Raw genomic sequence first — 20,105 nt, 5'->3', positions numbered from 1 at the left:
GTAGCCGGTTTCCGCTCCTGCGTCTCACGTTTCCCTTGCACCGCAACAAGACGTGCGGCATCGCCACATGACCCAGCAGAGTCACGCGTTCTGTCTAAAAAGGACTCTTAGCGGCTTTGCGTGGCCTTGCCCTTCATGCGCTGACCGATCTCCTCGGCCTTCTCACGCTCCCGGTTGGCCCAGTACGTCGCTTCGTGGTGGTGATCGCGATCGATCTCCGCCACGCGCGCATACGCCCTCGCGCTAGCCGTGTAGTAGTCGTGCTGCTCCTTCAGGTCCGCGTCCGGTGCGGGCAGCAAGCTGGTCAACTCGCCGTGCACCTCGCGCAGCGTCCGAGCCTGCATCGCGACCGCCCACCGGTCAGCCCTGTTCGCGGCCATCGCGCGCTCCTTCCGTGAGCGAGTGACGGCCTTCCTTGCTCTCCAGGTGATCGGCCAGCTTGGCCGCCTCGCGGGACAGCTCCCGGCAGAACCGCATCAGCACATCGGTCCCGCCGGGGAAGGGCGGCAACTGGATGGCCACGTTGACGGGGTCGAGGTAGATCACCAGCGCGGGGATCTCCTCGGTCACGTGGACCATTCCCGCCGCCGCTTCCTTGCCCGGCGTGCACGTCACGTTGAACCCCATCACCGGCCGCCCTTCTCGCCGAGCGCCGCGTCGAGAGCCGCTTGGGCTTCCGCGACCGCCTTGGCGAGCTGCGGAAGCGCCTCCCGGTCGATCACGAGCACCGCGGGGAACGCGTTGCCGAGCCGGAACTCAACCCGCCCGGCGAACGCGAGCGGTTCCACCCGAATCGGCAGGTTCGCCGTCAGGTGCAGGCGCACCATGTCAGCCACGGATCACGCTGCCTTGGGTGCAGGCTTGGCCGCGACGACGGCCTTCATGCCGGTTGCGCGCAGGCTGTACCCGAGCTTCGCCCGGCAGCGGTGACGCTCGCCCGCGTGGCTCCCACGGCACGCCTTGTCGTCGATCCACGGCGTGACCGTCAGCCCCTCGAACACGGCCGGCCGGATGTCCGTGCCAGGAATGGCCTCCGGCGGAACCGGCTGGTGCGGAGCCGCAATCTTCACCGTGACCGCCGCGTCCGTCTTCCGCTCCGCAGCCTGGTCGATCACGAGCACCGACCACACGAGCTGGTTGGTCTCCTTGTCCCTCTCCTGCTCGACCGGCAGCCCCTTGGCCCGGTCCTCCGCGGACTGGAACTTCAGCACCGGCTCAACGCTCATCACGAGCGCGCCCTTCGGGAACACGAAGTCATGACCCGCCGGGAACCTGCTCCCACCTGTGATCGCCATCGTCCTGCTCCTGTCGTTTGCGCCGGTCGGGGCCGCTCCCCGACATCTCGACACCTACGACTTTCGGCGAAATCGCAGGACAGGAGCACCGCATAGCGAGACAACTACAGACGTCTTCGCTATGTTGAAGACGTCCCCAGTTGTACGGAGGAGTGATCATGCCGAACCAGCGGCTACGAGACTCGTTGCTACGCAACGGTTTGGACTTCGACCAGGTAGCCAAGGCCCTCGGCGTCGACCCGAAGACGGTTGAACGCTGGATCACCCAAGATCGGACGCCGTACCCGCGCCACCGCCACGCCATCGCGGCACTCGTACGCGAGACCGAGACCTACCTCTGGCCCGACGCCATCGCGCCCGAGAAGAAGAAGGAGATCAACGACTCCGAGGTCGTCCAGGTCTACGCGCACCGGCACACCTTGCCGCAGGACATCTGGATGCAGCTGATCAACCAGTCGAAGATCAGCATCTCGATCCTCGTCTACGCCGCCATGTTCATGGTGGACAACCCGGCCCTGATCAGGACGCTCCGACAGAAGGCCGAGGAAGGCGTCAAAATCCGGCTACTCCTGGGCGACCCGAACAGCCGCGAGGTCGCCCGCCGGAGTGAGGAAGAGGGCATCGGCAAGGCCGCCATCGGAGCCAAGATCCGGAACGCTCTGGCCGTCTACAAGCCGTTGGCTGACGTGCCTGGAGTCGAGATCAGGTGCCACGGCACCACGCTCTACAACTCGATCTACCGGTTCGACGACGAGATGCTCGTGAACACCCACGTCCACGGGTTCATGGCAGCGCACGCCCCGGTCCTTCACCTGCGCCGGCTGTCCGGCGGCGACCTCTTCGAGACGTACGCCGAGAGCTTCCAGGGCGTGTGGGACGGCGCGAAGCCGCCGAAGTGGTAGGGAGGTAGGTATGGCGCGCACCGATCACTACAACGACCCGAACGCCCCGAAGGCGACCAACATCGTCGTGGCGGTGACCGCATTCGTGCAGGACGAGCAAGGCCGGCTGCTGATGATCCGACGCACCGACAACGACATGTACTCAATCCCCGGTGGCGCGCAGGACGTAGGCGAGACCATCGGCCAGACGGTCGTCCGCGAAGTCAAGGAAGAGACTGGCATCGACGTCGAACCCGTCGACATCATCGGCGTCTACTCCGACCCTGCCCACGTAATCGCATACACCGACGGCGAGGTGCGGCAGGAGTTCTCGATCTGCTTCCGCGCCAGGCCGGTCGGCGGTGAGCTGCGCACGAGCGACGAGTCGAGCGAAGTCCACTGGATCAGCCGCGGAGACTTGGGGACACTGAACATCCACCCCACGATCCGGCTCCGCATCAAGCACGGTTTCGACGAACGCCCCACCACATACTTCACCGCCTGACCTAACCCAGCCGCCGAAGTCGGTCTTCGGTTCGCTCAACCGCTGCCACAAGCTCTGACTTGGCTTGCCGGATGAAGAAAGTCACCAGGTCCTCTGGGCCGTAGCGTTTCTCAATCTCCTCGATCCGGTCATGCACATTCGTTGGTTCACCGTCAGGCGTGGTCGACATATCCGCCCACCACAGCGCATCACGCAATGAGGACTCTTCGTCAACCCATACTGCCAACTCGCTGTTCAGGCCACGCAACTCAGCCTCGCGGTATGCGCACGAGTGATGAGCTACGAGCGCGCAAAGTCGTTCGGGAGCAGCCAGAGTGGCAAGATGTCGCGCACCGTCCAAGGGGTGAAACCCTGTAACCGCAAGGCGTGGGGAATAACCCACATCGTGCAATATCGCGGCTGAGATCAGAATCTGCCGGTCATCCCCATTGAATAGGTCCGACGCCTGTCGCGCCCGACTCTCCACTCCCTGGACATGCGCCCAACGGTGAGGCAGCGTGTGTGCCAGCTCCTCTTGCGCCACCGCAAACGCCCACGAAATCAGGTCCACGACAACAGCGTATGGGCCGGGCTTGTCAATGTCATCCAGAACGGCTTGATCGACATGTATACGTAGCGCTAGTCGCCTGTCCGGTCGCAGTCAGGATCGCGAAGGACTGGCTAACCCATGACGAAAGCGCTCAGCCCTGCTGACCAAGGAACTAGCTAGCGCACCGAAACCACTCGTTGGTAACTGCAGAGGTGATTACCCGGGCGAGGTCATTCATAAAAGCTTCACATTTCGCCCGATGTGCCTCAAACAAACCCGGCTCAATGCGGTTCTTACGGGTTCCATGCGCAATGTCGTTTCGCATGGTTCTAACAAATTCCAATGAGTTATAGTACTCCTTGGAAACTGCATCTTCAGGTATGCCGAGCCTGAAGAGTGTCCGCCTCAACACATCCCTGCCAAAGTTCATTTCCATTGAAACGGCGGATGATGCGTCGATGACGAGGGGACCTTCGTTCAGTCGACGAAGCTTTTCGACAAACTCCACTTGAGTCTTTGCGCGTCTAGTGAGACGGCCCTCGTCACTTTCCTGGTCGCCGCCGCTCCCCAGGCGAAGCGCGTCAAACTCGGCAACGAGAGCGGATGCAAAAACGCTCGCCTGAACGTCATTGGCAACGAGCTGGCGTTCGTTGATAGCTGAAACGTACACGGAGAACGCTTGGCGGGTGAAGCCTTCAAGATGTGCGTACTGCATAACCAGGATAGCGCGCACTGCCGCTACTGGCCAGTTATCGCGGTCAATCGAGCCGAGAAGCGAATTGCGAAGGTGTCTGAGCTCGTCCAGCCGCCATGCCAGGTCCTCTTCAAGCTGTGACCGCAGTTCAGAGATATTCAAGCGATCACCTCCTGAAACCGGCTCTTGAAGTACTCGATGCGAGCCAGGAGAGGATTTCGGTAGTTCTTACCGGCGCCGCAATGCCGGAGAAACTCCTTGTCCGCCTTGCCTCGCCTGACAACGGCGGCCAGGCGACCAATTTGCTCGCCGTTCTCAGGATCGATGTCAGCAAGCACACCCTGAAGTCCGAGAGTCAGCCCTTCATAGTGATAAACCGAGAACTGACTGCGCGCTTCGCCAGCTCCAGTCATGCTGCCAAAAATCTTCGAGTCGATACCTAGATTTTCGGCGATAAGTCGCAGAATGCGGAACGTCTTCTCAAAGACAGTCTTTTCGCTATTGAAGTCAAACGACATCGGCGTGCTCGGATCCGAAACATCTTCCATGTAGTCTGTTAGGAAGTCTGCAACGTCGTGTCGATACCGATCGATGTCATTCTTGTATGCAAAGAATCGCAGCACAAGCTCTTGATCAAACTTGCGGAGGGCTTGCGTTTCCGAAATGATATCAATACAGAACTCAAAGTCTGCGAATGTGCTCATGCTCGCAATAAAGCTGTTGAAGTCATTCGACAGCAAGCGGATCGTGGCGTTGCGAACCTCTTGCTCCGAGAGTATCTCACCGCCGGTGTTGAGCCGCTTGAACATATAGTAGCGAAGCCGCGGGTCACTTTCCTTTCGCAGGATCTCTGCGCGGATATAGCTTCGCTTTAGCTTGATCTCAAGTGCCTTGGGGAGGTCGGCGTATGTGAGGTCATTGAGCTCTGGCACGATATCGCAGTCAACCAGTCTAAGTGGCTCCTGCGGTTCGCCATTAATTTTGAGCTCACCGCGGAAGTGAAGGAAAGACGATATGCGCTGAAGCCCATCGATCAGCTCGTAAACACGGTCTTCCTGCTCGATCAAGAAAATCGGTGGTACGGGCAATTCGAGTATCAAAGACTCGATAAAGCGAGCTTGAGCACCATCGGTCCATCGAAACATGCGCTGGAAGTCAGGATCAATGATCAACTCGTTTTCGCGATACATGTCGGCGAGCTCGTTGAACGAGAAGTCGAGGCTCTGAGTTCGTACTGCCGTGATCTTCTTGTCAACGGCCTCGATGAGGCTACTCGCAGACTTTTGCACCTGATCCATCGTGCCTCCGCTCGAGGGTGACCACCGTCTCCGAGACCTTACCCTTTTTGTAGGCCTGAGCAGCCGTATTCATCATTGTCAGAAGGCGTGTAACCTCGAATGGAGCGCGATCCTTAACGGTCCACCCTCGAGTGCTCGCTTCTTCTGCACAAATTTCTGCCAACTTAACGTGAATGTCCTTGTAGTACGAGTCTTGTACAACAAGTGCCATACTTGCAGTCGGTGTGGCGACACGTGATATCTCATCAAGACTGGATGTCAGGTCATCAAGGTACTGCAATAGTTGCTTCAAATAGTAGCCTGCAGAGGCTTTGCTTTGATGGCTTCTAACCTGCTCGATCAGGCTTGTTGCCTCAACGCCATACGAACCGATGGGCCGCCCCGAGAGCGGACGCGTCAACGTCGTGCCCATCAGTTCACGACGCAATGTCCGATCGTTAGCAATGTCAATGCTCAATACGGCCAGCTCGCGCGCATGTGCCACGGCGTAGTCTAGCCGCGTAAGATATGGTGGGGACGTCAGGATAATATCGACCGACGAATCCGCCAAAGGAATGTTTGTGGATGATGCTGTGGCCAGCAGCACGTCTGAGTGCCGATTACCTTCAGCGCCCAGGCGCTGAAGAATAGTTTCTTGCTCACCAACGATCATCTGGTCCAGGGCGTGAACGGGTACATCGATGAGTTGCGTCATTGTTGAAGCTCGACGAACCCACGTGGGATTGCTACCTTCAAATGATCTCGTGATTCTGCGAACCACTCTGAAGAGGGCTACCAAGCCTAGCGTAGATGCCGGGCCTGAGATCTCGCTAAGCGCCTGGGTCCAAGATCGTATACGTGAAGTCGTTGGAGGTGTAAGCCATGCCAAAAGAGGATCATCCAGCGCAACTTCCACATCAGCTGTGTCAGGTGGACGGGAACATATCTCTCCGATCTCACCTATGTGCACGCGTAGCTGGGCAATAATGTTAACAACTGGGTTTAGATCGATTCCGACCGAGCGTAGACCGTGATATTGCGCGGCTGCGGTCGTTGTCCCGCTTCCGTTCCAAGGATCAAAGACAATATCGGAGTCTGAGGTCCTGATCGACGCCAGTTCCTCGCATGCCCATTCGAAAGAGAAGCCAGCATAGTATGGGAACAGGTCAGCCATGCCTGCGGTTTCAAGCTTTGGTCGCTTAGGGGAGAGCGTTCGGTGACGAACATGCGCTGGTGGCGCGGTAGAAGCATCCGTCTGGCGGCCAGTCTGGCTCATCGGACTGCCGGCCACCTTAGCCTCCGCTCGTGTCGTGACCATCAATAGACCATGCTGGGGCGCGTTAGTCTAGTACGAGACTTACGGACCAGCTCAGGCAGCCCACGTAGCTTGGCGCCGGTGCCCGCGGAACCGCTGGTCAACATAGGTTCTCAAAACGAAGACGCTTAAGCCTGTTTAGGCTGGTGTCGATTCTCTTAGGTGAAGGGTGCCTTTGGTGCTGTTGTTGCCTTTACGTAGCCATTCACTCTTGCTGCTAGGGCTGCATCTCCCGTTACGCGTATCGATTGCGGGTGTCATGTAGTACTCGCGGTGTCCACGGGTGTCCAGGGGTTCGGCTGCCGAATTCCGCTCTACAGGATCAAGAGCGCCGCCGCCGGCGGCGGCGCGCGCTGTGCCCGTCACGTTGGCACCGTCTCCCATCCATCGCGGCACGCCGGGCTCCCGCTCCGCTCCGCCCGTCGGCCGCGCGGCGCGGCCCCGAACCAACACAGCAGCGCGCCGCCGACGGCGGACGGATCCTGAGCGCATGCGGCATTCGCTGGCTATCCCCCGGAGCCCGAGATCGTTTAACACCGAGCCGCCGCCATCAAGGGCGCCTACGGCGTCGCTCCGCGATGGGCTACGCCCACCCTTGACACCAACGTCTCGGCGCTAACTGCGGCAAGGGCCGGGGGAACGGGGGCGACCAGCCACCGACCTTCATCGGAACTGTTGTCGGCAGCCGGACGGGAGACAGCAGATGGGGACCAGGCGCACGGCCAACCCGAACCAGCTCGCCCTGTGGGGCCGCTACGAACTCGGCGACCTGGCGATGGCGAAGCACGGCCGGAAGGCATCGACGCTGCCCGAGGTCGAACTCAATGTGACTGAGCCTGTCCGATTGACGCCCGTGTTCCGGCCGGCCGTCGACCTGACTCCGATCTTCATGGCGCCCAGCGCCTCAGCCGATGGCCAGTCGTATCGTGAAGGTGCTGCGATTGACCCACAGGCGCGTGTTGGTAGCCGTGATCTCGTGTGGTCGGAACAAGATCGTCCCCACACCTTACCCGTACAAAACGACGACAAGCGTCCATCAACGACTGTCCACAGTGCATAGATCAAACCGGCGAAGCCGCAGGTGGTGACCACTGTCGGTCATCAATGTCAAAGGACGACAAGGGACGTCTGGAAATCCGCGGGTTCAGGGTTCGAGCCCCTGGCGGCCCACCCGTAGCGGGCCCTGGCGCTCGTCGGCGTTCGGCCGACTGCGTCAGGGCCCGCAGTGGTTGTTGGGGGCATCCCGGTCAGCCCTACAGACTTGTCGCCTCTCACAGGCAGAAAACCGTTCCTTCGATGTCCACGCCATAAGCGGAGCAGCCGAATTTGCCTACGGTTTGCGTGGCGGCAAGAGTTGTTCGTTCGTCGCTGATGCTGGTGAATACCGGCCGGTACAACAGCGCCGGTGGATGGCTTGTGATAGACGTCTTGGCGAGGCATCGGCGCACGTCGACGCCTCGGTGTCACCGTTGATTCGTTGAACAAGACAATCTGGGGACGGTTATGGAACGTCGAGTGTGGAATGCGGCAGCGGGTGTCGCCCTGGCAGTCACTCTGGCAATGAGCGGAGTGGCGAATGCCGCGGCCGGTGACTACTACGGCCCGTACGAAACCGAAGAAGAGTGCAACGAAGCCAGGGTGCTCTTCGACTATGCCGACCCCTGCGGCTACTACATCAGCGCACCGCGCGGATGGTGGTTCTACGGCGGCTTCAACTAGTCACGAGGGGCCCGACGGATACCGTCGGGCCCCTTGTGGCAACGCCTCAGGACTTCGCGGACGTCCGGCTCGGCAGCAGGGCCGCTACGACGATCGTTGCCGCAGCGAGAAGAGTCGCGACCAGGAAGGCCAGCTTCATTCCGCTCAACTGGGCCGACACGGCAGTGACACCGTCAGCGACCAGCCCGCTGGTACGCGCGGACATCACGGTCACCACGAGTGCGGTGCCGAACGCGGCGGCGACCTGCTGGAACGTCCCGAGGATCGAGCTGCCGTACGGGTACATGTTCGGCGGGAGCGCCCCCATGCCGAGCGTGAAGATGGGGGTGAACGTCGCCGCCAGGCTCAGCATCAGCAGGGTGTGCAGGCCCAGGATCTGCCAGTACGGCATCGACATCGACACCTGGGTGAACCCGGCCAGCGCTAGCACCATGCCGATCGACCCCGGCAGGACGAGCGGGCGGCTGCCGAAACGGTCGTACAGCCTGCCGACGGTCGGTCCCAGCAAGCCCATGGCCAGACCGCCCGGCATGAGCAGCAGACCGGTCTGCAACGGGGTGAGGCCGCGCAGGTTCTGCAGGTAGAGCGGCAGCAGGATCATCGAGCCCATCATCGCCAGGAAAGCGACGCACATGAGGATCAACGCCAGCGCGTAGGTGCGGTACCCGAGGGTGCGCAGGTCCATCAGGGGTGCGCCGGTGCGCTGCAGCTTGAGCTGGCGGAACACGAAGACCGCGATGGTCGCGACACCGGCGATGACGATGCCGATGGTCGGGCCCAGCTGGGCGTCGCCCTCGCCGAACAGGCTCAGGCCGTACACCAGGCCGCCGAAGCCGAGGGTCGCCACGGCCGCGCTGAACCAGTCGATGGAGCTCACCTGCGGCTCGCCGATGTTGGTCATCTGGCGCAGCCCGAAGTAGGTCACGACACCCGCGATCGGCAGGACTGCCACGAACAGCAGTCGCCACGAGCCGAGCTGCAGGATCAGGCCGGACACGGCGGGGCCGAGGGCCGGCGCCACCGAGATCGCCAGGGTGACGTTGCCCATCACCCGGCCCCGGTCCTGCTCGGGCACCACGGTCATCAACGTGGTCATCAGCAGCGGCATCATCACGGCCGTGCCGCCGGCCTGCACGATCCGGCCCAGCAGCAGCACCGCGAACGACGGTGCGGCGGCTGACAGGGCGGTTCCCGCCAGGAACACGCCCATGGCGATCGCGTAACCCTGGCGGGTGGTGACCCGCTGCAGGAACCAGCCGGTGATCGGGATCACGGCGGCCATGGTGAGCATGAACGCGGTGGACACCCACTGCGCCGCCTGCTCGGTGACGTGCATCGACTCCATCAACCGCGGGATCGCGTTGATCATGAGCGTTTCGTTGAGGATCACCACGAACGTGGCCAGCACCAGGAGGCGTACCACCAGTGGTGTTCGGCCCGCTTGTGCGGTCGGGCGGTCTTGGATCGCAGCAGGCATGACAGGACCTCACTAGGTTGCTGGCACAGTCGCGTCGCGGCCAAGGCCGCCGGTGTCAACTCGTGACACCGGTAGAGACCGGCAGATCAGGCGGAATTCATCGGTCTGGCCGAGTGTTCCTCATCGCTGCGCTCGTCTCACCCGAATTTCCGGGCCCTCGTCCGTCTGACAACCCGTCGAACGGCAGGAGCGCGATTCGACAAGCCGCGTGGTCCTACTCACGACAGAGGTCCTGCTGACCGGCGCGGCTCGGGCGGGATGGAGTGCCTTCCGCTCCTCCTCCGCCAGACGACAGCTGAAGGGGCGGGAACTGCTCCCGCCCCTTCAAGGAACTATCCGACGGTGAGGTGCTCCACCTCACTGGACAGCACCCGCAGCGACCCGGTGTAGCAGGCGGTAACCGCGTCACCGAGCTCGGAGTCCTGTCCACCCCGGATCTCCACCTGCTGACCGGCGAACCGGCCGGAGGTGATCTCCCCCGCGATGTCGGACCCGGTGAGCATGATCGACACGGTGGCGTCGAACTGGCTCGACGAGCCGTCGGACCACTTGATGACGCCGGACCCGGAACCCTCGGGAACGCCCATGGGCGCGCACTGGCCGGTACCCGACGTGTTCAGCGTGACCGTCGCCCGCGAGATGCGGGAGCCGGTGCAGTACGAGTAGGCGTCGGTCCGCACCGACTGGGTCCGCGGCTGGTAGGTGAGGCCTGGGGTGAACTGCGACTTGATCGCGCCGCCGGTGCAGCTGACGGTGGGGTCAGCGGAAGCGGCGGGCACGGTGACGAAGCTGAGCGCGACTGCGGATAGGGCCGCGATCAGACGGGGGGTACGCATGTTTTGCGGTTCTCCGTGAGTTGTCTCTGATCTCGGCGGCGGTGAAACCAAGTCAACCCAACGTGAACAGGGCGCTGCAATCGTTTGTGGTCAAAGCTACTGACAGGTATCGGCCAGCTCGGCCAGCACCTGTGCGTGGCACGGCAAGGGGACGCACCAGCAGCCGAGTCGCTTGCCCCGCAACGAAGGCAGCTGCGCCATCAGGGCAGGCTGGTCGAGCAGCCACGAGCGGTACTTCTCCAGAACCTCCTCCCGCGTCCCGTCCGGCCCTGGGCGGAACGGGCTGGCGAAGGGAGACGCGGGAAGGTGCCAGCCGCCGCGGTGCATGGCGCGGCCGACGTAGACGACGTCGGCGTACGCCGGGTCGTCGCGGTGGCCCTTCAGGTTGACGGCTGTTGTAGGTACCTGAGCACCCACAGCATCTCCTGCTCGTCGAACGGCTCGGTCACCACACACGATTCCACGGCTTCCCGGAGCCCGCTGACGTCCGTCCCGATCAGCACCAGTTGGGTCCGGCGCCGGGGAGCTTGGGTGAACTCCACAAAAGCACCCACGGTGTGCAGCGCCAGCGACGAGAAGCCGAAGTTCACGAAACCCTTGATGCGGAACAGGCCCGGCGGTCGCGACCGCAGAAACTCCATGAACAACCGAGGATGCACGACGCCATCCAGCTCAACGGACACGCTGGCGTAAGAGGCATGCGCGTGCGTCGAGTGGTCGTCCAGATCGTCGAACGACAGCTGGCGCGGACCGGACGAAGGTGGCCGGACCTCGAACAGCACGGCCGGGTCGATGCGCCCGAAGGACACCGGCATCACCGGGACGTCGACGTCCAGGGACACCGACCCGCGGTCGATCTTGTTCACGACCACGAGGTCGGCGATCCGGAGGTGCTTGTCCAGGTCCGGAACAGCGGCGTGCTCCACCGCGTCGACGACGTAGATCAGGCCGCCGTACGTGACGCCCGGCGCGTCGAGCACCATGCGGACCAGCGTCTGCGGCTCGGCGAGGCCCGAGGCCTCGATGACGATCACGTCCAGGTCGGCGGAGGCCAGCCGGGACAGCATCTCGCCGAGCTCAGAACCATCGACGGCACAGCACAGGCAGCCGTTGGACAGCGACACCATCGAGTCGACCTGTGCCGAGACCGCGAACGCGTCGATGTTGACCTGGCCGAAGTCGTTCACGACTACGCCGATGCGGGTGCCTCGGGCGCTGCGGAGCAGGTGGTTCAGCAGGGTGGTCTTGCCGCTACCCAGGAAACCGCAGAGAACGACGACCGGGATCACGCGTCCAAGTTAACCGATGAACCCGGCGTTGGATTCGAGCACCTCCTCGACCGAACCGGGGATCATCGGCGGGTTGATCACCAACTGCGAAACGCCCAGGTCCTCGTACTGACGCACCAGTGAAGCGTCCAACGACGTCAGCGGGATCGCATTGATCTCCAACGGGCCCAGCGAAGCCGGCCGTTCCACAGTGGACGACAGCGCACGAAGACGGTCCAGATGTCCGGCGATGTCCGCGGGCGACCCGATGCCCAGCCAGCCGTGGCCACGAGAAACAGCCCGCTTCAGCGCACCGGCACTGTGCCCACCCACCACGACGCGGATACCGGACGGCCGCGGGTGTGCGTCGACGCCACTGAAAGAGACGTACTTGCCCGAGAACGAAGGTGCGGGCGAGTGCCACAACGCGTTCATGGCGTCCAGGTACTCGTCGGTCCGCCCGCCGCGATCGGCAAGCGGCACACCGACGGCCGAGAGCTCGGGCTCCAAGTAGCCGGCGCCGACCCCCAGGACGAACCGGCCGCCGGACAGCACGTCCAGCGACGCCGCCTGCTTGGCCAGTACCAACGGGTTGCGCTGCGGCAGGATCAGGATGCCGGTGCCGAGTTCCAGCCTGGAAGTCACCGCGGCGACGTATGACAGATGTACCAGCGGATCCAGCAGCGGCTCGGTCGGATCCGCCGGCGACGGATCCACCCGCGGTGACGGCAGCACGACGTGTTCGGAAGCCCACCACGACCGGTAGCCGAGTGACTCCACCAAAGTGGCCAGCGAACGGGTCGAAGCCGGATCGATCGTGGTCTTGGTGTTGAAGCCTTGCACCCCCATGTCCATGACCACGTCAACCGGACCGTGACGTCGATCATTCCGCCCGATGCAACAAACCGGCGCCGAGACGCATTCAAGCGGCAACGAAGGGGGGAGGCCGATGAAACAGTTCGTGGACGCAGCGCTGTCCTTCCCCACGCTGTGGTTCAGCGTCGCCGTCGTCGTCATGGTCGCGTTCTGGCTCGTCGCCGCGTTCGGAGCGGTGGAGATCGACGACGTGGCGATCTACGCGGTGCCGGTGTCGCTGTGGGTGCTGCTGAGCTGGTTCGCGTCGCTCGTCGGATCGAGCTACCTGAACCAGAAGTACCTCGTGATCGCCATCGCGATCACCGCGGGCGCGGCGGCGACGGCGCTGGTCATGAAACCGGTCCGGAAGTTGCTCGGCCAGGAGATCCTCCCCAGCCGCAACGACTTCGTAGGCCGCCTGTGCGTGATCAGGACCAAGGAAGTCACCGAGAAGTACGGCCAGGCCGAGGTGACCGCGGACGACGGTTCGTCGGCCGTCATCCAGGTGCGCCACAACGGGAACAAACTGAGCAGCGGAAGCACCGCGCTGATTTTCGACTACGACGACGCCGGCGAGTTCTTCTGGGTCGTCGAGGTCAACTAACAGGGGGGCAAGGAAATGGGTGTTATCTCCGTGGGCCTCGGCGTGCTCATCGCCGTGGTCTTCGTCGTGGCGATCGCGGTGTTCTTGCTGGTAGGACGGCTGTTCAAGAAGGTCGAACAGGGCAAGGCGCTGATCGTGTCCAAGGTCAGAAAAGTGGACGTGACGTTCACGGGAACGGTCGTGCTGCCGATTCTGCACCGCAGCGAGGTCATGGACATCTCGGTGAAGACCATCGAGATCCGGCGCGCGGGTAACGAAGGCCTTATCTGCAAGGACAACATCCGGGCGGACATCCGGATCACGTTCTTCGTCCGCGTCAACAAGACCGTCGAGGACGTCATCAAGGTCGCCCAGGCCATCGGCACTGACCGCGCCAGCCACGACACGACGTTGCAGGAACTGTTCAACGCCAAGTTCTCCGAGGCGCTGAAGACGGTCGGCAAGCAGCTGGACTTCGTCGACCTCTACACCCACCGCGACGAGTTCCGGGACCGGATCATCCAGGTCATCGGCACCGACCTCAACGGCTACAGCCTCGAGGACGCGGCCATCGACTACCTCGAGCAGACGCCGCTCAGCCAGCTCGACCCGGCGAACATCCTGGACGCGCAGGGCATTCGCAAGATCACCGAGCTGACCGCGATCGAGCACGTGCGCACGAACGAGCTGCAGCGGCACGAGGAGAAGGAGATCACCCGCCAGAACGTCGACGCGCGCGAGGCCGTCCTCGAGCTCGAACGGCGGCAGGCCGACGCCGAGATCAAGCAGCGGCGCGAGATCGAGACCCAGCGCGCCCGCGAGGAGGCCGAGACGGCCAAGGTGCAGGCCGAGGAACGCCTCAAGGCGACCACCGCGGCGATCCGCACCGACGAGCAGCTCGGCATCCAGCACGAGAACAAGCAACGCGAGGTCGCCGTCGCTGAGAAGAACCGCGAGCGCGTCATCGCGATCGAGAACGAGCGGATCGAGAAGGACCGCCTGCTCGAGGTCATCGCACGGGAGCGGGAGACCTCGCTCCGGATGATCGAGAAGGACAAGGAGCTCGAAGCCGAGCGCCGCACCATTGCCGACCTCGTGCGCGAGCGCGTCGCGGTGGAGAAGACCGTGGCCGAGCAGGAAGAGAACATCAAGCGGCTGCGCGCGGTCGAGGAGGCCGAGCGGCAGCGGCAGACCGTCGTCATCGCCGCCGAGGCACAGGCGCAGGAGGCGCTGGTCAAGGACATCAAGGCCGCCGAGGCCGCGGAACAGGCCGCGCAGCACCGGGCACGCCAGGAGGTCCTGCTCGCCGAGGCCCGGCAGCAGGCCGCCGAGCTCGACGCCCGCGCCAAGATCCGGCTCGCCGAGGGCGTGCAGGCCGAGGCCGCGGCCGTCGGTCTCGCGGAGGCCGTGGTGGGCAAGGAGAAGGCGCTCGTCGAGGCCACCGCGATCCGCGAGAAGCTCAAGGGTGAGGCGGAAGGTCTGGAGCACAAGGCGAACGCGATGTCCGCGCTCGACGCCGTCACGCGCGAGCACGAGGAGTACCGCCTGCGCCTGGAGGCCGAGAAGGAGATCCGCCTCGCCGGCATCGACACGCAGCGCCAGATCGCGGAGTCTCAGGCGATCGTGCTGGCCGCCGGCCTGGAGAAGGCCGACATCGACATCGTCGGCGGCGAGAGCACGTTCTTCCACAACGTCCTCGGCGCGATCACGATGGGCAAGTCCGTCGACGGCTTCGTCGAGCACTCGGACGTCGCGCAGGCGCTGGCCAAGGAATGGCTGAACGGCAGCAAGAGCTTCCCCGAGGACCTCACCAAGGTGCTCAGCTCGTTCGGCACGGGTGACGCGCAGAACCTCGCCGCCACCGCGATGCTGTCCCAGCTCGCCAAGGACCAGGCCAAGTGACGCTCGACCACGGCGCCTACGAGGTGCTGCGGGCCCGGCTCGCCGACCAGGCGGCCGGGCTCGCCCGGAGCGCCGAAGACCTCAACCAGCAGCGTGTCGAGGTCTTCGGCAGCACCGAACTGACCCTCACCGGCACCGAGCGCATCCGCACCGAGCACAACTGCGTGCCGCGCGACATCGTCGCGATCGGCGACGTGATGTTGTTCGGCTACAACGTCTTCATCGGCCTCAAGCCCGAGACGACCGTGGACGACGTGTTCGCCGTCCACACCCGCGACGGCCTCAGGAAGACCAAGGCGGACTTCCTCGACGACGAACGGTTCCGCAAGGACTTCGCCGAGCTGTACCGGTACTACCGCGACACACGGCTGCTGCAGCTGCGCAAGGTCGACGGCCGGCTGCTCGCGGTGTTCCAGACCGGCGCGCGCATCGAGGACATCCGCGTGCTGCGCTGGACCATCGCCGCCGACGGCACGGTCACCTACGTCGACAACCGCGGCGAACGCGACCACGTCTTCCCGCCACCGCACGACTTCGAGTGGATTCCGACCACCCGTGAGCAGCACGTCCTCGGCAGGCACCCGCACATCTCGATCGAGGACGAGGTGTTCGTCGAGACGGTCGGCGGCGACCTCACCATCAAGATCGAGAACAACACCGAGACCGGCGAGGGTGTCTTCCGCGAACCGGTCGACGAACCGCTGCAGAGCCTCGCCGATGCGGAGGTCTGCTACACCCGGCTCGGCGCGCTGATTATGCTGAAGATCCTGCCCTACAACGAGAAGACCACGCGCTACCTCGTCTTCAACACGCGGACCAAGGGCGTCGTGCGGCTCGACGGCATCGGGCAGGCCTGTCAGCGGCTGCCCGAGGACCAGGGCGTCATCTTCCCCGGCGGCTACTACCTGGCCACCGGCGCCGCCAAGACGTTCGACACCGACACCGACGACCTGGAGTTCGAACGCGTCATCCGGTCCGGCAACGGCGAGGACGTCCTGTACGTCTTCCACGCGCGCCGCGAGGGCCGCACGCTTCTCTTGCCGTACAACGTGATCCGCAAGGAGGTCGCGACCCCGATCGTCTGCCACGGCTACTCGCTGTTCGACGACGGCACGCTCGTGATCTTCAAGGCCACGTCCGAGGAACCCGCGCGCGTGCACCCGATGCAGGTGTGGCGAACCCCGTACAGCGTCGAGGAAACGCAGGGTGAGGGTCCGCTCGCCCGCATCGGCAACGCCGACCTCGTGCGCGGCATCTCCGACGTCCTCTCCGTCGCCCGCATGGTCGGCGAGATGGCACCGTCCGCGCCGGTGTTCGAGGGCCTGATCTCGTTGTGCACCAGGGTGTTCGACTCCTATCACTGGCTGGACGAGTTCGGTGTCGCGCAACCGCTGAGCGAGGTCAAGGCCACCGCCGAGCAGGTACTCGACGAGTTCGAGACGGTCCGCGAGCTGACGGACCAGGCCGCCAAGGCGGTCGAGGACGCCGGGGAACAGAGCCGGAAGCTGGTCCGGCTGGCCCGCGGCGCGGCGCCGAAGGACGCCGACACCTGGGTGCGCCTGCTTGCCGACCTGCGCCGGGCGCAGGGACACCTGATCACGCTCAGGGACGTCAAGTACGTCGACCTCGCCGAGATCGACCTGCTGGACAAGGCGATCGCCGAGGAGCTGAACGCCACCGCCCGGCGCGCGGTCGAGTTCCTGCGCGGCGACGCCGCGTTCGCCGAGCACCACAACGAGGTCGAGGCGATCGCGACCAAGGCGTTCGCGACGGTCGCCGAGGCCCGGCCGCTCCAGACCAGGCTCGACGAGCTGACCGACGGACTCGAGGTGCTCACCGAGGTCGTCAGCACGCTCGACATCGCGGACGCCGTGGTGCGCACCGGAATCCTCGCTCACATCGGCGAGGTGATCGCCGGCGTGAACCGCGCACGGGCCACTGTGGACGGACGACGCCGCGAGCTCGCGCGAGATGAGGGACGCGCCGAGTTCGCCGCCGAGTTCGCCCTGCTCGGCCAGGCCGTGACGGGTGCGCTGGCCGTCGCGGACACGCCGCAACGCTGCGACGACCAGCTCGGCCGGCTGTTGCTGCAGCTGGAGAACCTCGAGTCGCGGTTCGGCGAGTTCGACGACTTCCTCGCCGACATCGGCGCCAAGCGGACCGATGTCTACGAGGCGTTCTCGGCGCGCAAGCAGACGTTGCTCGACGAACGCGCCCGGCACGCCGACCGGCTCGCCGGCTCCGCGGACCGGATCCTCGGCAGCATCCGCCGCCGCACCGAGACGCTCGCCAGTGTCGACGACATCAACACCTACTTCGCGTCCGACCCGATGGTCGCCAAAGTCCGCAAGACAGCCGATGAGCTGCGCGAACTCGGCGATGTGCGGGCCGAGGAGCTCGACGGGAAGCTGCACGCCGCCCGGCAGGAGGCCGGCCGGGCGTTGCGCGACCGCCTGGACCTGTTCGAAGGCGAGTCGATCCGGCTCGGCCGGCACCGGTTCGCGGTCACCAGGGAGGCCATGGACCTCACGATGGTGCCGCGCGACGGCGAGATGTTCTTCGCCCTCACCGGCACCGACTACCGCTGCCCGGTCCGCGACGAGGCGTTCGCACAGACCAGGCCGTTCTGGGACCAGTTGATCGTCTCGGAGACGAACGACGTCTACCGCGCCGAGTACCTGGCGGCGTCGTTGCTCCACTCGGGTGACGTGGTGGAGGCCGTCCACCAGCGGTACGACGAAGGCTACGAACGCGGTGTGCACGACCACGACGCGGCCAAGATCCTCGAAGTGCTGCGCCGCCTGCACAACGGCGCCGGCCTGCTCAGGTACCCGCCGCAGGCGCGGGCGAAGGCGCAGATCTTCTGGGCACAGCACGCGGACGAGAGCTGGACGCACCGGGCGACCTCGCTCGGCCGGCTGCGGGACGTCTTCGGCCACAGCCCGCAGATCGACCTGCTGTGCGCGGAGTTCGGTGAGGCGATCGGCGACGCGCTGGCGGGCGAGTACCTGTTCGAGGAACTGGCCGCGGGCAAGGGTTTCGTGACCAGCGCGAACGCCCGCAAGCTCGTGGACCGGTTCCAGGCGAGGGTCGATGAGGACTTCACCGAGGTGTCGGACCTGAACGCGCGCAAGCAGCTGATCGAGGCATGGCTAGGTGCCTTCGATGAAGCAGACCCCGAGGCGGTGGCGATCATCCTCTGCCCGGACCTGCCGCGGCACGACTCGTCCGCGACGATCACCGAGACCGTCACCGGCCTGCTCGGCACACACCCGCGCATCAAGGACCGGAAACTGGAGATCCGCCTCGACGAACTGCTGGCGCGCACGCGAGTGTTCACCGCGGAACGCGTCCCCGGTTTCCGCGCGTACCAACGGCAACGCGACGAGCTCCTGACGCGGCAACGGGAAGCGCTGCGGCTCGAGGAGTACCGGCCGAAGGTGCTGAGCTCGTTCGTCCGCAACCGCCTGGTTGACCAGGTCTACCTGCCGTTGATCGGCGAGAACCTGGACAAGCAGCTGCGCGCCGGATCCGGTCTGCTGCTGCTCATCTCCCCGCCCGGCTACGGCAAGACGACGCTCATGGAGTACGTCGCGAACCGGCTCGGCATGGTGTTCGTCAAGGTCAACGGCCCGGCGCTGGGCCGCGGAGTCACCTCGCTCGACCCGGCCGAGGCGCCGAACGCCACCGCGCGCCAGGAGGTCGAGAAGATCAACTTCGCGCTGGAGATGGGCAACAACGTCCTGCTGTACCTGGACGACATCCAGCACACCTCGCCCGAGCTGCTGCAGAAGTTCATCTCGCTCTGTGACGCACAGCGGAAGATGGAAGGAGTGTGGGATGGCCGCACGCGGACGTACGACCTGCGCGGCAAGCGGTTCGCGGTGTGCATGTCCGGTAACCCGTACACCGAGTCCGGCAAGCTGTTCCGCATCCCGGACATGCTCGCCAACCGCGCGGACGTGTGGAACCTCGGGGACGTGCTGTCCGGCCGCGAGGAGCTTTTCGCGCTGAGCTACCTCGAGAACGCGTTGACGTCCAACGAAACCCTCTCGCAGATCACCGACGTCGAACCGCTGGTGCGAGCCGTGAACGAGCCTGTGCCGTCCGACCAGGAGCGGGTCATGTCCGTGCTGCGCAAGCTGATCCACGTCCGCGACGTCGTGCTGCGGGTCAACCGGGCGTACATCGCGTCCGCCGCGCAGTCCGACGAGTCCCGCACCGAGCCGCCGTTCCTGTTGCAGGGCAGCTACCGCAACATGAACAAGCTCGCGGCGCGGATCGTCCCGGTGATGAACGACGCCGAGGTCGAGGCCGTCATCGACGACCACTACCTGGGCGAGGCGCAGACGTTGACGTCGAACGCCGAGGCCAACCTGCTCAAGCTGGCCGAGTTGCGCGGCCGGCTGACCGACGAGCAGCGAGAGCGCTGGGAGCAGGTGAAGGCTTCCGGCTAGGCGCAGGCGATTCCGTCGAGATCGAGGTCGAGGCCGAAGTCGTCCTCGCCTCGCACCTCGATCTTGTCGATGCCCTGTTCGTGCAGCCACGTGCAGGCGTCCCGCATGTCGAGCACCCACGGCACGCAGTGTTCGACCCCGCCGCTGTCGCGGTAGATGTAGTCGCACAGGCCGTTGATCAGGTCGGGCAGCAACGCGCCCTTCGACGTGGTGGTCGGGGCCGGAGGACGTGCGGCGGGCGGCTCGGTGGTGGCCGGGATCACCTGCTGGCCGGCCGGAACGGGGTCCGGCGCGGGCGGGGGCGGAGCGATCGCGGGCATCGTCGTGGTCGCCGACGCGCTCACGGTCTCCGGTGGCGCCGCCTTGGGCTGCACCATGCGGATGTCGACCGGACGCGCGCCCGCACCAGCGAGCACCGCCGTGACCGCCGCCGCGACCAGCAGCAGCACGGCCGCGACACCGAGACCGCGACGTCTCACCACACTCATTCAGACTCCCCAGGCCAGCACTGT

21 protein-coding genes are annotated in these 20,105 nt (G+C 64.5%); 7 read left to right on the top strand and 14 right to left on the bottom strand.

Going from position 1 to position 20,105, the window contains the following annotated elements; translation table 11 throughout:
- Positions 1-107: 107 nt before the first annotated feature.
- From QSK35_RS17760 to QSK35_RS17745, 4 genes are read right to left on the bottom strand one after another with little or no spacing between them, the layout of a single operon-like run.
- Positions 108-380 carry an AMED_5909 family protein gene (locus QSK35_RS17760; protein WP_285747434.1) on the bottom strand — a complete coding sequence of 91 codons (273 nt, stop codon included), beginning with the start codon at positions 378-380 and terminating at the stop codon, positions 108-110.
- Complete coding sequence (locus tag QSK35_RS17755; protein ID WP_285747432.1) at positions 361-627, bottom strand: hypothetical protein; 267 nt, start codon at positions 625-627, stop codon at positions 361-363. Before QSK35_RS17755 ends, QSK35_RS17760 begins: the two co-directional genes overlap by 20 nt.
- Positions 627-836 (bottom strand): hypothetical protein, encoded by a 210-nt coding sequence (locus QSK35_RS17750; protein ID WP_502881670.1) that lies wholly within the window; start codon positions 834-836, stop codon positions 627-629. The genes QSK35_RS17755 and QSK35_RS17750 overlap by 1 nt, the downstream gene beginning before the upstream one ends.
- 3 nt (positions 837-839) lie before the next feature.
- Entirely contained in the window at positions 840-1,295 is a 456-nt protein-coding gene (locus QSK35_RS17745; RefSeq protein WP_285747430.1) for a hypothetical protein, read from the bottom strand.
- Positions 1,296-1,453: 158 nt separating this feature from the next.
- On the opposite strand from QSK35_RS17745, the gene QSK35_RS17740 reads away from it, so the two are divergent.
- Positions 1,454-2,197: a DUF5919 domain-containing protein gene (locus QSK35_RS17740; protein WP_285747429.1), complete on the top strand. Its 744-nt coding sequence runs from the start codon at positions 1,454-1,456 to the stop codon at positions 2,195-2,197.
- A gap of 10 nt (positions 2,198-2,207) precedes the next feature.
- Positions 2,208-2,681, top strand: coding sequence for an NUDIX hydrolase (locus QSK35_RS17735; protein WP_285747428.1), 474 nt, complete (start codon positions 2,208-2,210; stop codon positions 2,679-2,681).
- A gap of 1 nt (position 2,682) precedes the next feature.
- On the opposite strand, the gene QSK35_RS17730 is transcribed toward QSK35_RS17735, so the two are convergent.
- The 4 genes from QSK35_RS17730 to QSK35_RS42845 form a co-directional block, all read right to left on the bottom strand.
- On the bottom strand, positions 2,683-3,231 hold the full coding sequence (locus QSK35_RS17730) for an HD domain-containing protein (RefSeq protein WP_285747426.1): 549 nt from the start codon (positions 3,229-3,231) through the stop codon (positions 2,683-2,685).
- Positions 3,232-3,382: 151 nt separating this feature from the next.
- Positions 3,383-4,066 (bottom strand): MAE_28990/MAE_18760 family HEPN-like nuclease, encoded by a 684-nt coding sequence (locus QSK35_RS17725; RefSeq protein ID WP_285747424.1) that lies wholly within the window; start codon positions 4,064-4,066, stop codon positions 3,383-3,385.
- Positions 4,063-5,202, bottom strand: coding sequence for a DUF262 domain-containing protein (locus QSK35_RS17720; protein WP_285747422.1), 1,140 nt, complete (start codon positions 5,200-5,202; stop codon positions 4,063-4,065). The genes QSK35_RS17725 and QSK35_RS17720 overlap by 4 nt, the downstream gene beginning before the upstream one ends.
- Positions 5,174-6,355 (bottom strand): DNA methyltransferase, encoded by a 1,182-nt coding sequence (locus QSK35_RS42845; RefSeq protein WP_502881669.1) that lies wholly within the window; start codon positions 6,353-6,355, stop codon positions 5,174-5,176. Before QSK35_RS42845 ends, QSK35_RS17720 begins: the two co-directional genes overlap by 29 nt.
- An 844-nt stretch (positions 6,356-7,199) precedes the next feature.
- Between QSK35_RS42845 and QSK35_RS17710 the strand changes: the two genes are divergently transcribed.
- Together QSK35_RS17710 and QSK35_RS17705 are read left to right on the top strand one after the other, a co-directional pair.
- Positions 7,200-7,556 carry a hypothetical protein gene (locus QSK35_RS17710; protein WP_285747420.1) on the top strand — a complete coding sequence of 119 codons (357 nt, stop codon included), beginning with the start codon at positions 7,200-7,202 and terminating at the stop codon, positions 7,554-7,556.
- Between the two features lie 455 nt (positions 7,557-8,011).
- Positions 8,012-8,215, top strand: coding sequence for a hypothetical protein (locus QSK35_RS17705; protein ID WP_285747418.1), 204 nt, complete (start codon positions 8,012-8,014; stop codon positions 8,213-8,215).
- Positions 8,216-8,261: 46 nt separating this feature from the next.
- Here the strand turns inward: QSK35_RS17705 and QSK35_RS17700 are convergent, their stop codons facing one another.
- The 5 genes from QSK35_RS17700 to QSK35_RS17680 all read right to left on the bottom strand — a co-directional run bounded on the left by QSK35_RS17700 (position 8,262) and on the right by QSK35_RS17680 (position 12,645).
- The gene (locus QSK35_RS17700) at positions 8,262-9,692 is read right to left on the bottom strand and encodes an MDR family MFS transporter (RefSeq protein ID WP_285747416.1); all 1,431 of its coding nucleotides are present in this window, start codon (positions 9,690-9,692) and stop codon (positions 8,262-8,264) included.
- Positions 9,693-10,024: 332 nt separating this feature from the next.
- On the bottom strand, positions 10,025-10,528 hold the full coding sequence (locus QSK35_RS17695; RefSeq protein WP_285747414.1) for a hypothetical protein: 504 nt from the start codon (positions 10,526-10,528) through the stop codon (positions 10,025-10,027).
- Between the two features lie 96 nt (positions 10,529-10,624).
- Positions 10,625-10,945 (bottom strand): DUF4326 domain-containing protein, encoded by a 321-nt coding sequence (locus tag QSK35_RS17690; RefSeq protein ID WP_285747413.1) that lies wholly within the window; start codon positions 10,943-10,945, stop codon positions 10,625-10,627.
- The gene (locus tag QSK35_RS17685) at positions 10,909-11,817 is read right to left on the bottom strand and encodes a CobW family GTP-binding protein (protein ID WP_285747411.1); all 909 of its coding nucleotides are present in this window, start codon (positions 11,815-11,817) and stop codon (positions 10,909-10,911) included. Before QSK35_RS17685 ends, QSK35_RS17690 begins: the two co-directional genes overlap by 37 nt.
- Before the next feature lie 9 nt (positions 11,818-11,826).
- Complete coding sequence (locus QSK35_RS17680; RefSeq protein ID WP_285747409.1) at positions 11,827-12,645, bottom strand: LLM class F420-dependent oxidoreductase; 819 nt, start codon at positions 12,643-12,645, stop codon at positions 11,827-11,829.
- Positions 12,646-12,745: 100 nt separating this feature from the next.
- On the opposite strand from QSK35_RS17680, the gene QSK35_RS17675 reads away from it, so the two are divergent.
- The 3 genes from QSK35_RS17675 to QSK35_RS17665 are packed head-to-tail and all read left to right on the top strand — an operon-like array spanning position 12,746 to position 19,593.
- The gene (locus QSK35_RS17675; protein ID WP_285747408.1) at positions 12,746-13,255 is read left to right on the top strand and encodes a hypothetical protein; all 510 of its coding nucleotides are present in this window, start codon (positions 12,746-12,748) and stop codon (positions 13,253-13,255) included.
- 15 nt (positions 13,256-13,270) lie between these two features.
- A complete protein-coding gene (locus tag QSK35_RS17670; RefSeq protein WP_285747405.1) occupies positions 13,271-15,136 on the top strand; it encodes a flotillin family protein in 1,866 nt (621 codons plus the stop codon).
- Positions 15,133-19,593 (top strand): DNA repair ATPase, encoded by a 4,461-nt coding sequence (locus QSK35_RS17665; protein WP_285747403.1) that lies wholly within the window; start codon positions 15,133-15,135, stop codon positions 19,591-19,593. Before QSK35_RS17670 ends, QSK35_RS17665 begins: the two co-directional genes overlap by 4 nt.
- On the opposite strand, the gene QSK35_RS17660 is transcribed toward QSK35_RS17665, so the two are convergent.
- Positions 19,590-20,081: a hypothetical protein gene (locus QSK35_RS17660; protein ID WP_285747402.1), complete on the bottom strand. Its 492-nt coding sequence runs from the start codon at positions 20,079-20,081 to the stop codon at positions 19,590-19,592. The genes QSK35_RS17665 and QSK35_RS17660 overlap by 4 nt on opposite strands.
- Positions 20,082-20,105 lie beyond the last annotated feature (24 nt).

Origin of the sequence: Lentzea sp. NBRC 105346 (genome assembly GCF_030269605.1) — a bacterium.
In the GTDB taxonomy this organism is placed as follows: Bacteria; Actinomycetota; Actinomycetes; order Mycobacteriales; family Pseudonocardiaceae; genus Lentzea.
The sequence above is the reverse complement of the archived record's forward strand: the minus strand, read 5'-3'. Positions and strand labels throughout refer to the sequence as shown.

Bases quoted from the DNA above. Each gene is read 5' to 3' on its own strand.
- QSK35_RS17745 (WP_285747430.1), bottom strand. From the start codon at position 1,295: ATGGCGATCACAGGTGGGAGCAGGTTCCCGGCGGGTCATGACTTCGTG.
- QSK35_RS17710 (WP_285747420.1), top strand. From the start codon at position 7,200: ATGGGGACCAGGCGCACGGCCAACCCGAACCAGCTCGCCCTGTGGGGC.
- QSK35_RS17735 (WP_285747428.1), top strand. From the start codon at position 2,208: ATGGCGCGCACCGATCACTACAACGACCCGAACGCCCCGAAGGCGACC.
- QSK35_RS17700 (WP_285747416.1), bottom strand. From the start codon at position 9,692: ATGCCTGCTGCGATCCAAGACCGCCCGACCGCACAAGCGGGCCGAACA.
- QSK35_RS17670 (WP_285747405.1), top strand. From the start codon at position 13,271: ATGGGTGTTATCTCCGTGGGCCTCGGCGTGCTCATCGCCGTGGTCTTC.
- QSK35_RS17740 (WP_285747429.1), top strand. From the start codon at position 1,454: ATGCCGAACCAGCGGCTACGAGACTCGTTGCTACGCAACGGTTTGGAC.
- QSK35_RS42845 (WP_502881669.1), bottom strand. From the start codon at position 6,355: ATGGCTGACCTGTTCCCATACTATGCTGGCTTCTCTTTCGAATGGGCA.
- QSK35_RS17760 (WP_285747434.1), bottom strand. From the start codon at position 380: ATGGCCGCGAACAGGGCTGACCGGTGGGCGGTCGCGATGCAGGCTCGG.
- QSK35_RS17720 (WP_285747422.1), bottom strand. From the start codon at position 5,202: ATGGATCAGGTGCAAAAGTCTGCGAGTAGCCTCATCGAGGCCGTTGAC.
- QSK35_RS17660 (WP_285747402.1), bottom strand. From the start codon at position 20,081: ATGAGTGTGGTGAGACGTCGCGGTCTCGGTGTCGCGGCCGTGCTGCTG.
- QSK35_RS17755 (WP_285747432.1), bottom strand. From the start codon at position 627: ATGGGGTTCAACGTGACGTGCACGCCGGGCAAGGAAGCGGCGGCGGGA.
- QSK35_RS17675 (WP_285747408.1), top strand. From the start codon at position 12,746: ATGAAACAGTTCGTGGACGCAGCGCTGTCCTTCCCCACGCTGTGGTTC.
- QSK35_RS17680 (WP_285747409.1), bottom strand. From the start codon at position 12,645: ATGGGGGTGCAAGGCTTCAACACCAAGACCACGATCGATCCGGCTTCG.
- QSK35_RS17695 (WP_285747414.1), bottom strand. From the start codon at position 10,528: ATGCGTACCCCCCGTCTGATCGCGGCCCTATCCGCAGTCGCGCTCAGC.